The 13,772-nt window shown below is 52.4% G+C and carries 13 protein-coding genes; 9 read left to right on the top strand and 4 right to left on the bottom strand.

All coding sequences use genetic code 11. The features are described 5' to 3' along the window. Positions 1 to 13: 13 nt before the first annotated feature. Complete coding sequence (locus AB8Q18_10745; GenBank protein ID XDZ50665.1) at positions 14 to 1,924, bottom strand: ATP-binding cassette domain-containing protein; 1,911 nt, start codon at positions 1,922 to 1,924, stop codon at positions 14 to 16. A 209-nt stretch (positions 1,925 to 2,133) separates the two neighbouring features. Between AB8Q18_10745 and AB8Q18_10740 the strand changes: the two genes are divergently transcribed. The 6 genes from AB8Q18_10740 to purF are packed head-to-tail and all read left to right on the top strand — an operon-like array spanning position 2,134 to position 7,160. Continuing rightward, the gene (locus AB8Q18_10740; protein ID XDZ50664.1) at positions 2,134 to 2,493 is read left to right on the top strand and encodes a hypothetical protein; all 360 of its coding nucleotides are present in this window, start codon (positions 2,134 to 2,136) and stop codon (positions 2,491 to 2,493) included. Beyond that, positions 2,493 to 2,912, top strand: a complete 420-nt coding sequence (locus AB8Q18_10735; protein XDZ50663.1) for a protein YgfX — start codon at positions 2,493 to 2,495, stop codon at positions 2,910 to 2,912. Before AB8Q18_10740 ends, AB8Q18_10735 begins: the two co-directional genes overlap by 1 nt. Before the next feature lie 30 nt (positions 2,913 to 2,942). Continuing rightward, on the top strand, positions 2,943 to 4,202 hold the full coding sequence (gene folC / locus AB8Q18_10730) for a bifunctional tetrahydrofolate synthase/dihydrofolate synthase (GenBank protein ID XDZ50662.1): 1,260 nt from the start codon (positions 2,943 to 2,945) through the stop codon (positions 4,200 to 4,202). Positions 4,203 to 4,209: 7 nt separating this feature from the next. Next, entirely contained in the window at positions 4,210 to 5,112 is a 903-nt protein-coding gene (locus AB8Q18_10725) for an SPOR domain-containing protein (protein XDZ50661.1), read from the top strand. Between the two features lie 3 nt (positions 5,113 to 5,115). Next, the gene (locus AB8Q18_10720) at positions 5,116 to 5,604 is read left to right on the top strand and encodes a CvpA family protein (protein XDZ50660.1); all 489 of its coding nucleotides are present in this window, start codon (positions 5,116 to 5,118) and stop codon (positions 5,602 to 5,604) included. A gap of 38 nt (positions 5,605 to 5,642) precedes the next feature. Next, the gene (purF, locus tag AB8Q18_10715) at positions 5,643 to 7,160 is read left to right on the top strand and encodes an amidophosphoribosyltransferase (protein ID XDZ50659.1); all 1,518 of its coding nucleotides are present in this window, start codon (positions 5,643 to 5,645) and stop codon (positions 7,158 to 7,160) included. Positions 7,161 to 7,217: 57 nt separating this feature from the next. On the opposite strand, the gene AB8Q18_10710 is transcribed toward purF, so the two are convergent. From AB8Q18_10710 to AB8Q18_10700, 3 genes are all read right to left on the bottom strand, one after another. Next, the gene (locus tag AB8Q18_10710; GenBank protein ID XDZ50658.1) at positions 7,218 to 8,231 is read right to left on the bottom strand and encodes a cyclase family protein; all 1,014 of its coding nucleotides are present in this window, start codon (positions 8,229 to 8,231) and stop codon (positions 7,218 to 7,220) included. 56 nt (positions 8,232 to 8,287) lie between these two features. Further along, a complete protein-coding gene (locus AB8Q18_10705; protein ID XDZ50657.1) occupies positions 8,288 to 9,112 on the bottom strand; it encodes a pirin family protein in 825 nt (274 codons plus the stop codon). Between the two features lie 186 nt (positions 9,113 to 9,298). Further along, positions 9,299 to 10,264: a D-alanyl-D-alanine carboxypeptidase family protein gene (locus AB8Q18_10700; GenBank protein XDZ50656.1), complete on the bottom strand. Its 966-nt coding sequence runs from the start codon at positions 10,262 to 10,264 to the stop codon at positions 9,299 to 9,301. 584 nt (positions 10,265 to 10,848) lie between these two features. On the opposite strand from AB8Q18_10700, the gene AB8Q18_10695 reads away from it, so the two are divergent. From AB8Q18_10695 to AB8Q18_10685, 3 genes are all read left to right on the top strand, one after another. Then, a complete protein-coding gene (locus tag AB8Q18_10695; GenBank protein XDZ50655.1) occupies positions 10,849 to 12,033 on the top strand; it encodes an acetylornithine/succinyldiaminopimelate transaminase in 1,185 nt (394 codons plus the stop codon). 64 nt (positions 12,034 to 12,097) lie between these two features. Then, positions 12,098 to 13,174, top strand: coding sequence for a prephenate dehydratase (pheA, locus tag AB8Q18_10690; GenBank protein XDZ50654.1), 1,077 nt, complete (start codon positions 12,098 to 12,100; stop codon positions 13,172 to 13,174). Next, on the top strand, positions 13,174 to 13,767 hold the full coding sequence (locus AB8Q18_10685; protein ID XDZ50653.1) for a TIGR00730 family Rossman fold protein: 594 nt from the start codon (positions 13,174 to 13,176) through the stop codon (positions 13,765 to 13,767). The genes pheA and AB8Q18_10685 overlap by 1 nt, the downstream gene beginning before the upstream one ends. Positions 13,768 to 13,772: the final 5 nt, after the last annotated feature.

Below are 13,772 nucleotides of genomic sequence, written 5' to 3'. Positions count from 1 at the left end.
TCTCCTTAGGGGTTTAGCCCTGCTCTTTTTCTTCCAAGAGGGCCCAACGTTCCAGTTTTTCAAGCAACAATAGTTCGATGGCTTCGATGCGGTTTTGCCACACGGTGGCCGCTTCGTGGTCTTTCTTAAACGCTTCTGGATCCAGCAGCTTCTCGGTGAGGTCGGCCTGTTCGGCTTCGAGCTGGTTGATCTCTTCCGGCAGCGCCTTTAATTCACGCTGTTCGTTAAAGCTGAGTTTAGCGGCACGGTTACGGTTATTGGCCTTTTTCGGGGCTTCCTCTTCAGCATCTTTGCTCGGGCGTTGCTGAGCTTTAGCGAGGGCCTGTTCCCGTTTGGCAGCATCCTCATAGTCTTGATAGCCGCCGATGTATTCTTTTAACACGCCTTCGCCTTTAAAGACAATGCTTTGAGTGATGACGTTGTCGAGGAAGGCACGGTCATGGCTCACCAAAAAGACGGTGCCGGCAAAGTCGCGTAACAGTTCTTCTAGTAGCTCTTGGGTGTCGATGTCTAAGTCGTTGGTCGGTTCGTCCAAGACCAAAATATTGGCCGGGCGAGTAAACAGTTTAGCCAGTAATAAGCGGTTGCGCTCGCCGCCAGAGAGTGAAGACACGGGGCTGTTAGCGCGGGCGGGGCTAAACAAGAAATCTTCTAAATAGCTCATTACGTGTTTGCGCTTGCCGCCGACTTCTACGTAGTCGTTGCCTTGGCCTAGGGTTTCAAAGACGGTGTCGGTGTCGTTGAGGGCGCTGCGGAACTGGTCAAAATAGGCCACTTCTTGTTTGCTGCCCAGGCGAATCTTGCCGAAGGTGGGGTTTAACTCGCCCAAAATCAGCTTTAAAAAAGTGGTTTTACCAATGCCGTTGGCGCCGATGAGGCCGATTTTATCGCCCCGTTGGATGATGGCGCTGAAGCGATCCATGATGTTTTTATCTGGATAGGCAAAGCTGGCGTCTTCAAGTTCGGCAATGATTTTGCCGCTTTTTTCGCCGGTGTTGAGGTTGAAGTTCACCTGGCCCTGTACATCACGTCGAGCTGAGCGCTCTTTACGTAAGGATTCTAAGCGGCGTACGCGGCCCATATTGCGGGTGCGGCGCGCCTCAATGCCTTTGCGAATCCACACCTCTTCTTGGGCGTGAAACTTATCGAAGAGGCGATTATGTTCTTCTTCGACGGCTAATTCTTGCGCCTTTTTTTCTTCATAGGCGCTGAAGTTGCCCGGATAGCTGCGTAAAATACCGCGGTCAAGCTCGACGATGCGGGTGGCGGTGTGGTCCAAAAAGCGGCGGTCATGGGTAATCAAGATCACGCTGCCGTGGAAGTTTTGGATTAAGCCTTCCAGCCAAATGATGGCGTCGATGTCTAAATGGTTGGTTGGTTCGTCTAGCAGCAATACGTCGGGCTTAGTCACCAGGGCTTGGGCGAGGGCCACGCGCTTTTTTTGGCCGCCGGAAAGATTGCTGATTTTGTCGTGTTCAGACAGGTCTAGATGGGTCATCGTGGTTTGGATGAGGGCGTCGATTTGCCAGCCGTCTTGCGCTTCTAATGCGTTTTGTAAGGTTTGCAGCTGATGTAAATTGGCTTCGCTGGCGTCTTCGGCAATGAGGGCGCTGAGCTGGTGGTATTGGGTGAGTAGTTCGGTGAGTTCACCCAAGCCTTCGGCAACCGCTTCGAAAACGGTGTGTTCAGGGTTCAGTAATGGCTCTTGCGCCACGTAGGCGATTTTGAGGCCGCTGTTCATGCTGATTTTACCGTCGTCAAGTTTATTGACGCCGGCCAAGATTTTTAAAAAAGATGATTTGCCTGCGCCGTTGCGGCCAATCAGGCCGACAGTTTCACCTTCTTGCAAGGTAAAGTGGGCGTTGTCTAACAGCGGCAGGTGGCCTGAGGCCAGTGCGGCATTTTCTACAATTAAAATACTCATGTTTTATACCTTAGAATGATGGCGTTGATTTTACCTGAAATTCTGCTGCTGTGCCTGCTTGTTGCCGCGTCATCGGGCTTGTTGCTGGCGCTTAGCGGATATTTTTTCATCAGAATGTTCTGATGAAAATCAAGCAAACTGATACAATGATTCTTTTTTGGCGATGCGGCTTGGCCAGTCTGGTCAGCGTCTTGTGAAAGGGTGAATCAATGTATTTTGTGGATCGTGCAGCCGTGGTGATTAAACCCACGGAATTGTTTTTAACTTGGCTTAAGTCGGTTGAAAAAGAAGGTTTAGACCTGACCTTGGCTCAGTTGCGCAGCGATTGCACCGTCTTGATGGTGCCCGAATGTGATGAGCCAGAAGACGTCATTGCCTTTGTGGACGAGCATTACGAAGCTATATTTAAGGCCGAATTGGCCGCTTGGTATGAAAGCCCTAAGGATTGGCCTGAAGACATGAGCTTAAAAGCGTTCTGGGCCTTTTTTGACGTTGAAATCAACAGTACGGTGTTGGACTTGGTAGACGAGCCCATGCACAACATCCCCGTTGTGGACAATATGATGTAATGAAGCCGATTCACGTTCACCTTGCCCCGTCAAAATGGGCCTTAGCGATTAATATCCTGGTGCATTTTGCACTGGTGGCGCTGATTTGGCTGTATTTTGAGCAACCTTGGTTGTGGAGTGCCTTGGCCTTGGCCAGCGTGGTGCACACCCATTATCGGATGACGCGTGCGTCTGGCCGGCTCACCGAACTGAACATTAATCCGCAGGGGCTGCTGTCGGTGGCCAAGGCTAGCGATAAAGCCTTGAGTCCGGCCACGCTGTTAGACGGCAGCGTGTTTGCCCGTTGGGTGATGGTGCTGTACATACAAAATCAAGGTAAAAAACAGGTGCTGTGGCTTTTGCCCGACAGCATTGAGGCCGATGCCTATCAGCAGCTGCTGGTGTGGGGCCGCTGGCACAGCATGAATGAAGAGGCATAAACCAATGCCCGTTGTAGGAGTATGAAAAACATGTCTCAAAAAACCTTGGCCGAATGGTTGGCCTATTTTGAAAGCGTGCACCCTAGCACCATCGATATGGGCTTAAGCCGCGTTGAAGCGGTACGCCAAAGCATGCAGTTGGTGCCCAAATGTCCCGTGATCACGGTTTCAGGCACCAATGGTAAAGGATCTGTTTGTGCTTTTTTAAGTAAAATATACGCATCGGCTGGTTTTAAGGTAGGCACCTTAACCAGCCCTCATTTATTGCGCTTTAACGAACGCATTGCCTTGAATGCTGAACCCGTGAGCGACGAAGAAATCGTCATCAGCTTGGAGCGTATTGAAGCCGCGCGTGGCGATGTGTCGCTGACTTATTTTGAAATGAATGCCTTGGCGGCGGTGGATGTGTTTGATCGCGCCCAAGTAGACGTCATGATCTTAGAGGTTGGTTTAGGCGGGCGCCTAGATGCCGTCAATGTGTTTGACGCGGACTGCGCCGTAGTGACCAGCGTGGATTTGGATCACCAAGCGTATTTAGGCGATACCATTGAAGCCGTGGCGTTTGAAAAAGCCGGTATTTTCCGCGCCGGTAAACCAGCCGTGTGTGGCCAAAACCCAGTGCCTGAATCAATGGCTAAGCACGCGGCCTCGCTGGGCGTGCCATTGTCGGTGTATCAACAGGATTTTGGCTACACCAAAATGGAGCAGCAGTGGCGTTTCAGCATGGGCGAGCGCCATCGCCATGCCTTACCGCTGCCGGCTTTACGTGGGCAATATCAATTGGCGAATGCCAGCTGTGCTTTAGCGGCGATTGAATTAATGCATCCTCAGCTGCCCATCGACATTGGCGCCATCAAGCGGGGCTTGGTGGAAGTGACCAACCCTGGTCGCTTCCAAGTTTTGCCTGGTCGGCCGACCGTGGTGTTGGACGTGGGCCACAATCCGCATGCCGCCCGCGCTTTGGTGACCAGCTTGCGCTTATTGCCTTATGCTGAAAAGCGCATTGCCGTGTTTGCCATGTTGGCAGACAAAGACATCGACAGCGTGATTGAACTATGTAAGGGTGAATTTGACGAATGGTATGTCGCGTCTTTGACCGAAGAGCCCAGAGGTGCCAGCGCCGAGGTTTTGGTGCAAAAATTGCATGACCATGGCGTGACTGAGCTCAAAACGTTTGCCAACGTGGGGCAGGCTTATCAAGCTGCTTTATCAAATGTCTCTGAAAATGATAGAATTACCGTGTTTGGCTCATTTTTTACCGTAGCAAAAGTTTTATCAATTAAAGGTTGATGTCAATATGGCTAAAAATAATGCGACTGAAGAATACGAAGCGTTAAAGCGCAAAAACCGCCGTCGTTTGATCGGTGCTTTGGTGATGGTAGTGGTGGCCGGCGTCATTTTCTGGCGTGTTTTGGCCAGTGCGCCGACGAGCGGCGTCGATACGGAAGTGATTGCGATTCAAACCCCAGAGGGCCCCGCAACGGAGACCACGCCGGTGGCGCCGATCGTGGACGATGAGGCCTTGGTGGATGAAGAGGGCGTGGCCCATCCTGATGATGCTGGCCTAGGCGTGGCTTTGCCTGATGCGGGCGAAGACGGCCAAACCGGCCAGGTGATTGAGCGGCCGCTGCCGAATGACGGCAGCGTCACGCCCCCTGCCACGGTTCAACCGCAGCCGAGCGTGACGCCGGTGCAGCCTGAACCCACTACGCCTGCGGCGCCTAAGCCGGTAGAGCAACCTAAACCTGCGCCTAAACCGGTTGAAAAACCTAAGCCGGTTGAGCAGCCTAAGACAATTGAAAAGCCAAAACCGGTTGAAAAACCTAAACCAGTGGAGAAACCTAAGCCAGTTGAGCAGCCTAAACCGGTGGAAAAGCCCAAGCCGGTTGAAAAGCCCAAACCCGTAGAACAGCCTAAGCCAGCGGGATCGGCTAAGCCTAGTCCACAAGACATTTTGGACGGTAAGGTTGATTTTGGTGAGGTGAATATGGTGGTTCAAGTGGTGGCTTTGTCTGATGCCGCGCGCGCCAATGAAGTAAAGCAGCGCCTTAGTGCAGCAGGCTTACCAGCTTATGTGAGCAGCGGCGGCAATAATATTTCTCGCGTTCGCCTTGGCCCCTACAAAAGCCGTGCTGATGCTGATCGAGCCGTGAATGAATTAAAAAAACATGGCTTTAATGGCCTTGTGGTGAGCCAATAATCCATGACCTTATTTGACTATTTTGCCTTGATCATCATCGGCTTGAGCACCATGGTGGCCCTGATGCGAGGCGTAGTCGCCGAGTTGGCTTCTTTGGTAACTTGGGTGGTGTCGTTTTTGGTGGGGAAGGTGTTTGCCGTCCCGTTTGCTGAAATCGCTCTGCCCAATATTGATCCACCCAACTTACGCATAGCCTTGTCTTTTATCCTTTTGTTTTTTGTGGCTTGGATTGCCCAGTATTTTCTACGTTCCTTTTTGACTTCGGCCATCAGTGCCCTCGGCCTTGGAGCCATTAACCGCCTGTTGGGTTTGGTTTTTGGCTTTGCGCGTGGGGTGCTGGTGATGGTGGTGATTGTAGGCGTGTGTGCCTTTACTGAGTTACCCAAGCAACCAGAATGGCAGGCGTCGTTGACGGCCCCGACATTCGAACTTCTGGTGAAACAAACCCTACCGTATTTGCCAGAATCCCTAGCAGCAGAAGTCCCTTATTGACCTTTAATTCTTCAATTTAAGCGAACAGGAATCAACCAATGTGCGGTATATTAGGTGTTGTCAGTCATAGTCCCGTCAATCAAACCCTGTATGATGGTTTGCAATTATTACAGCATCGTGGCCAAGACGCTGCTGGTATTGTGACCACTCACAACAATACGTTCCACATGCACAAAGGCAGCGGCATGGTGCAAGATGTTTTTCGCACCCGCAATATGCGTAACCTAGTGGGTAACTCGGGCATTGCCCACGTGCGCTACCCCACCGCCGGCAGCGCCCAAAGCAGCGCCGAAGCACAGCCGTTTTACGTCAACTCTCCGTTTGGCATTGTGTTGGCCCATAACGGCAACCTCACCAATACTGAAGAGCTATACGAAAACATCTGTCACCGTGACCTTCGTCACATCAACACCCACTCTGATTCTGAAGTTTTACTCAATGTCTTTGCTCATGAGCTTGAGCAACAGGCCAGCGGCAAACACCTGACCATCGACAATATTTTCGACGCGGTTTCTGAGCTACACAAGCGCGTGCGCGGCGCCTACGCCGTGGTGGCGATGATTGCCGGCTACGGCATTTTGGCGTTTCGCGACCCGAACGGGATTCGCCCGCTGATCTTAGGCCATCAGCAAATTGACGGCAAAGACAGCTATGTGGTCAGCTCTGAATCGGTGGCGCTAGACTGCTCAGGCTACAGCATTTTGCGCGACGTTGACGCGGGCGAAGCGGTATTCATTTCTTTTGAGGGTGAGCTACACGCCAAACAGTGTGCCGAACACCACAAAATGGCGCCTTGCCTGTTTGAATACGTTTATTTTGCTCGCCCAGACTCGGTGCTTGACGGCATTTCTGTGTATCAAGCGCGTTTGAACATGGGCGTGACCTTGGCCGAGAAAGTGAAGCAAGAGCTGCCCATAGCTGAAATCGATGTGGTGATGCCGATTCCCGACACCAGTCGCGCCAGTGCTTTACAGCTAGCTGCGGCGCTGAACCTACCGTATCGTGAAGGCTTCATTAAAAACCGCTACATTGGCCGTACCTTCATCATGCCCGGTCAAGCCGTGCGTCGTAAATCGGTGCGCCAAAAGCTAAACCCTGTGGCGTGTGAATTTGCGGGTAAGAACGTGCTGTTGGTCGATGATTCGATTGTGCGCGGCACCACCAGTCAAGAGATCGTGGAAATGGCCCGTATGGCGGGCGCGAAGAAGGTGTATTTTGCCTCTGCTGCGCCGGAAGTGCGTTATCCTAACGTGTATGGCATCGACATGCCGACCCGCCAAGAGCTATTGGCCACCGGTCGTGACGTGGCACAAATTGCCGCCAATATTTCGGCCGACGGCGTGGTGTTCCAAGATTTGGGCGCCTTGATTAAAGCCGTACAGTTGGTGAATCCTGAAATTAAAGAGTTTGATACCTCTTGCTTTGATGGTCACTACGTGACGGGCGATATTGACGAAGCCTATTTGCAAAAGCTTGAAGCCCAGCAGTTGAAGCTAAAAGCCAGCAAAGAACCTGTTGAGGTGGGCATGGTGGATCATAATCTAAACGTAGGTTAATCAGCTTAGAAACAGTCAAAAGCCACGGCATGCCGTGGCTTTTTTAATGGTTAATGCTTATTGTTTTAAGGGCATGGCGATGGGCCGTAAGGGTGCTGCATCGCCGCCACGGATTTTCAGTGGACCACCGACGAAGGCGAATTCGTACACGCCATCTTTGGCCAGTTCGTCTAGGTCAACCAGCTCGATGATGGGTACGCCTTGCTGAGCCAGTAGATAAGTATGCAGCGGCACATAGTCATCCGCCATCTCCGAGGGAAAGGCTTCAAAGCTTAAGTTGTCTGCCCCTAAAATCATGGCACCGCCTTCCTCAACCAGATAGCGCGCTGCATCTAATCCCATGCCCGGAGGCTTGTTCATATAGGCCTGAGGGTTGTCGTAGAGGCTCATGCGGCCGGTGCGAATCAACACGATGTCGCCGGTTTTGAGGCTAACCCCCTGTTTTTTTAGCGCCGCCTGTATGTCTTTACGGGTGATGCGGTATTCGTCGGGCAGCATCTTTAACCCCTTGCTGGCGGCCACGTCAATCAACACACCACGCGCCACCAAGGGCGGGAATTTTTCAATGCCGGTGACCTTCCAGCCGCGGTCGCCTAAATGCTCATCAGCACTGAAGCCATTGTAAATCTTACCGCCGATGCCAAAGTGGTTGAGGGCATCGATGTGGGTGCCGGTGTGGCTGTACATGGAAAAAGCCGTACCGGTGTAGCTACGGGTTTGGTTCATGTCGCTACCGACACCCATCGGGTCATCTACCACGGTGCCGCGTGGCGTGTGCGTCATCCAAAACTGGTAGTGAGGGTCGCCCGCAGCCTGCCAGCTAGGCATGCCTAAATAATAATCGGTGGCTAAGTCATAGACTTTTCTGGCGTCGACTTGGCTCATGATGCGGGCCCGCGACTCGGCGGTGATCAGGTTGAGTCGACCCAGCTCATCCTGAGGCCCCCAGGGGCTGACCCCAACCTGTTGAGCGCCAGCGCTGGCGTGCGTGGGGCTAGGGGGGTGGGCGTAAGCGTTGAGGCTGCCGGCGAGGCAGAGGGCTAAAAGGGTACGATTTAAAATGCGCTGCATGGATGCTGCTTTCTTCAATGTGGGTGGGGAAAAAGCGCTTCGGGCTCTGTGGCCGCTTAGTTGAAGCGCCCGGCTTGAAAATCTTCAAATGCTTGATAAATCTCGGCTTCGGTATTCATCACAAATGGGCCGTATTGCACCATGGGTTCATCAATGCGCGCACCGTGAAACACCATGACTTCGGCATTTGGGCTGGCTTCTAGGGTGAGCTCGGTACCGCTACTGAGTACGCCCAGGCGCTGAGCCTTGAGGGTGTGCTCACCGATGCGTACTTCGCCACTCAAGACATAAACCAAGGCCGTGTCGTGTTCGGGCAGGGTAAAACGCTCAGTGGTGGCGTGGTCGAATTGAACAAAATACATGCCTGGCCGTGTGTGGGTGGGCGTAAACGGGGTTTTTTGGCCGGCGAATTCACCGGCGATGACGCGTACGCTGTTGCCAGCTGTGGTTTGGGTGTGTTCTGTGGTGTAGCCCACATAGTCAGGTGCTAACGTTTTATCCACTTTAGGCACGTTGAGCCAAAACTGCATGCCGCGCATTTGGCCTTCGGTTTGGGCCGGCATTTTGCTGTGGACGATGCCGCGCCCGGTGCGCATCCACTGTACGCCATGGTCGGTGATCACGCCCTTATTGCCGGTGCTGTCTTCATGAGTCATGCTGCCGTTGAGCATAAAGGTGATGGTGTCGAAGCCACGGTGAGGGTGGGCGGGAAAACCAGCGATGTAGTCGTTGGCCACGTCTGAGCCAAACTCGTCTAGCATGACGAAGGGGTTGGTGTGGACATAGGCTTGGCTGGAGAACACGCGCTGTAGTTTGACGCCTGCGCCATCTTCGGCAGGCTGGGCGGTCAAAACGGTACGGATGTGACGGTTCATGTTCATGCTGGGCTCCTGATGAATTAATAGTCTGAGTTTATTGTAAATGTATTTTCGATTGTTATGCTTGAAATGATTCGATGAGATAGATGCAAGATTTTCATGTAATGCCATTGGCTTGAAGACAAGAGGGGCATAAAAAAACACCCCGCCAAAGAGGGCGGGGTGTTTTAAGCGTGAGCTTACACAGGCCTAGAGGCTTTTTTGTTGGCTGACCCAAGACTGAATGGCTTTGGCGTCGGTGACGCGGGTGGCCGAAGTGGACGAGTTCAGCAATACAATGATCAATGGCTGATTGGAGACATTGGCGTGCAACACCATGCCTCGGCCAGACTCACGGATGTAGCCGGTTTTTTGCAGATCGATTTTCCACACCCCTTCGCGCACTAGGGCGTTGCTGTTGGCGTAGTTCAGCGTGCGGCCATTGGCGGCTTGAACCACGCCTTTGGTGTCGGTGCTGTTAAAGCGAATGGCGGGGTAGTTATAGGCGTGCTTGACCAGTAGGGCTAAATCGGCTGCCGTAGACACGTTGCGTTTATCTAGGCCGGTTGGATCATAGAAAACGGTGTTGTACATACCTAAAGAGCGGACTTTTTGATTCATTTTTTGGATGAACTCAGGCAGGCCGCCGTCAAAGGTGGTGCGGGCTAGGGCGTGTGAGGCGCGGTTTTCACTGCTCATCAAGGCCAAATGCAAGAGTTCAGAGCGCGGTAAGGTGGTGCCAATGGCCAAGCGGCTAGAGGTGCCTTTGACGCGGTCAATTTCGGCGTCGGTAATGGTGATGGGGGTGTTCATGTCGACTTTGGCGTCCAGAAACACTAAAGACGTCACCAGCTTGGAGATCGACGCAATCGGCATCACCTGAGTGGCGTTTTTTTCATACAGCACTTCGCCAGTTTTGCTGTTCATTACCAAGGCCGCACGTGAATGCAGGGCTAGGTTAGAAATGGCGCTGTTGCTGCTGTAATTGGGATCGAGGAGCTCCGCAATCCGATCGGTTGATGGATTGGCCTCAAAGTTTTTTTCAAGAAATTGACCCAAAAGGTCTAAGTCATCATCGGTGGTGTCGGCCAAGGCCGGCACGCTTAAAGATAGGCTTAGTCCCAGTAATAAGGTCGAGCACACTTTGGTGCTGTACTGCAAAAGTGATCGAGTCATTGGTATGCCCATAGTTAGAGGAGGGATCCACACACACGTTTGCTCAGCGTTAAAAGGCAGCAGGAGCAGGCGGTGGTGGTCATCACCTGGGTTGGTTGTTAAGCGCATTGACGCGGCGCTTAACCATGACGGCCCGATTGGTGTCAGGCCCTGCGTTATTTTTAAGATGCCGAAAAAGGATCACCATCTTAAAAATAACCGGCATAACATCATCATACTAATAGGTTGAAAAGCGATTGGCTAGAATAATCCTATTATTTTACCGTTTTTTACACCCCTAGCCCAGAGAAAAGGGGGACAACTTATTAAGGACGCCCGTTTGGGGAATTGGTTCCTTAGTGTGTTTTTTTTGTGGAACACACACAAGATGCGAAGGATTACGCTTATTCTTAGCCGATATAGGAGATTATGCAAGAATAAAAAGCATAAAGTGTGATTTGTGTGGCTTTATGATCGTTTTTGTGCTGATTTTCTTGTATGATTTAAGGTTCTGATTCGCGCCTTCATCTGACGAGGACAGCCGCCAGCGGCGTTGTGGTATGGACATTTTGACTAATATAACCGTATAGACTAAAGAGAACAGCATGAATAATTATTTGACCCCGAATTTTTCTTTTGCCCCCATGGTGCCTGATCGCGGCGTGGGCAGTCGAGTTTGGGACACCGAAGGTCGAGAATATCTTGATTTGGCCGGTGGCATTGCGGTGAACGCCCTAGGTCATGCTCACCCAGCTTTGATTGAAGCCTTAACCACTCAGGCACACAAGCTTTGGCACGTGTCGAATATTTATACCACAGAACCGGCTCAGGCTTTGGCCCAAGCCTTGGTCGAGCACACGTTTGCAGACAAGGTGTTTTTTGCCAACTCTGGTGCTGAAGCCAACGAAGCGGCCTTTAAGCTGGCGCGTAAATACGCGTTTGATCATTTTGGTCCGGAAAAGAACGAGATCATTGCCTGCGTGAATGGCTTTCATGGCCGCACCCTATTCACCGTGAGCGTGGGCGGTCAGCCTAAGTATCAAGAAGGTTTTGCGCCCTTGCCTGGCGGCATTAAGCACATTGATTTTAACGATGTGGCCGCACTTAAGGCTGCCGTCAGCAGCAAAACCTGCGCCATCGTGATTGAGCCGATTCAGGGCGAAAGTGGCGTATTGCCTGCATCACAAGCATTTATGCAGGCGGCACGTGACCTGTGCGATGAGCACAATGCCTTATTGGTGCTGGATGAAGTACAAACCGGTATGGGCCGTACCGGCGCACTTTATGCCTATGAAGCATATGGCATCATGCCGGATATTTTAAGCACGGCTAAAGCGCTGGGCTCAGGTTTTCCGTTGGCGGCGATGTTGACCACCGATAAAGTCGCGCCTAGCCTGAGCGCCGGCTCTCACGGCACGACGTTTGGCGGCAATCCTTTGGCCTGTGCCGTGGGCTTGGCTGCCTTTCACATCATCAATAGTCAAGCAACCATGGCCAATGTGGCCAAGCAAAGCGAGGCTTTGATGGCTGATTTACGCGCCATCGGCAGCGATACCGGCGTGTTTTCTGAAGTGCGTGGCCAAGGCCTTTTGATTGGCTGTGTGTTGAGTGAGGCTTACGCGGCGCGCTTGGGCGACATCAGCCAGGCCGCTTTGGCTCAAGGCTTGATGGTGTTAAAAGCCGGCAGCAACGTGCTGCGCTTGGCGCCTAGCCTATTGTTAACCGATGAAGACCGTATTGAGGCGATGAAGCGCCTGCGTGCGGCGATTCAACAACTATTGGCGGTATAAGCATGCATCAATTACCCCTGCGCCGATGGCGTCACAACTCATAATAAAGATAAAGGAATAGGCTATGTCAGTGGATGAACAATTAGCGCCCCATCGCGCGGCGATTGATCAAATCGATCAGACCATTGTGAAATTATTGAACGAACGTGCTGGGCACGCCCAAGCCATCGGTGTGTTAAAAGGCAGCGGCGTGGTGTATCGTCCCGAACGTGAGGCAGAAGTATTGCGCCGCATTAAGGCCATTAACCCAGGGCCTTTACCGGATGAGGCCGTGGCGCGATTGTTCCGCGAAATCATGAGCGAATGCTTGGCCATTGAGCGGCCATTGACGATTACCTATTTAGGCCCCGAGGGCACCTTTAGCCAATTGGCTGCGACCAAGCATTTTGGCCACGCAGCCCATACCCAGGCCTGTGCCACTATTGACGAGTGTTTCCGCTTGGTAGAGGCGCGTCAGGCCGACTATGTGGTGGCGCCGATTGAAAACTCAACCGAAGGTGCCGTAGGGCGTACGCTAGATCTATTGGTGTCTTCGCCGCTACAGGCCTGCGGTGAAGTTGTTTTGCGCATTCATCATCAGTTATTGCGCCAAACCGAGGGTTTAGTAGGGGTGACTAAAGTGTATGCCCACGCCCAAGCCTTGGCACAGTGCCATGACTGGCTGAGCAAAAACCTGCCCGATACGGTGGAACGTATTTCCGTGTCCAGTAATGCTGAAGCCGCGCGCTTGGCCGCGCAAGAAAGCAGTGCGGTAGCGATTGCCTCTCAGGCAGCAGCCGAACGCTACGACTTATTAAAAGTGGCGACCAATATTGAAGACGAGCCCAATAACACCACCCGTTTCTTGGTGTTGGGCCATCAGCTTACCAACAGCACGGGCTTAGACAAAACCTCGTTGATCGTGTCGGCGCCGAACCAGCCTGGCGCCGTCCACACCATGCTACAGCCGTTTGCTGATTTTGGTGTATCGATGACTAAGTTGGAAAGCCGTCCTTCGCGCGCTGGCCTATGGGAATACGTGTTCTTTATCGACATTGAGGGCCATCAGGAAGACAATGGCGTGCGCGCTGCTTTAGCCGAGTTGGCGAATCGAGCAGCCTTTATCAAACAAATTGGGTCTTACCCCGTGGCGGTTTTATAATGAAAAGTTTAGCAGTTTATTGTGGTTCGAATTACGGTGATAATCCTTTGTTTAAACAAGGTGCAGAAGCCTTAGGTACGGCGATGGCCAAGCAGGGCATTACTTTGGTGTATGGCGGCGGCTCCATTGGCCTAATGGGCACGGTGGCTGATGCGGTATTGGCCGCGGGTGGCCAAGCCATCGGCGTGATCCCCACATTTTTGAAAAATAAAGAAATGGGGCATCCAGGCTTAACCGAGTTGATTGAAACGCCGGATATGGCCAGCCGTAAAGTCAAAATGATGGAATTGGCCGATGGCTACATTGCCATGCCCGGTGGTTTAGGGACGTTTGAAGAGCTGTTTGAAGTGCTGTCGGCGGCGCAGCTACGCTTACACAGTAAGCCTACAGGCTTATTGAACGTAGCTGGTTTTTTTGAGCCGATGCTACAGTGTATTCAAACCGCCGTGGCCGAGCGTTTTATGCCAGAAGCCAACCTAAGTTTGATGTGCGTGTCCGATCAGGCCGATGAGCTGCTGCGTCAGATGGCGGCCTATGCGCCGGTGTATGCGCCCAAATGGGTAAACCCACCGACCGAACACGCCAACGTGTAAGGCTG

This window comes from Neisseriaceae bacterium CLB008 (genome assembly GCA_041228285.1).
GTDB lineage: Bacteria > Pseudomonadota > Gammaproteobacteria > Burkholderiales > Neisseriaceae > JAGNPU01.
This window is presented reverse-complemented; position numbering and strand designations above follow the sequence as displayed.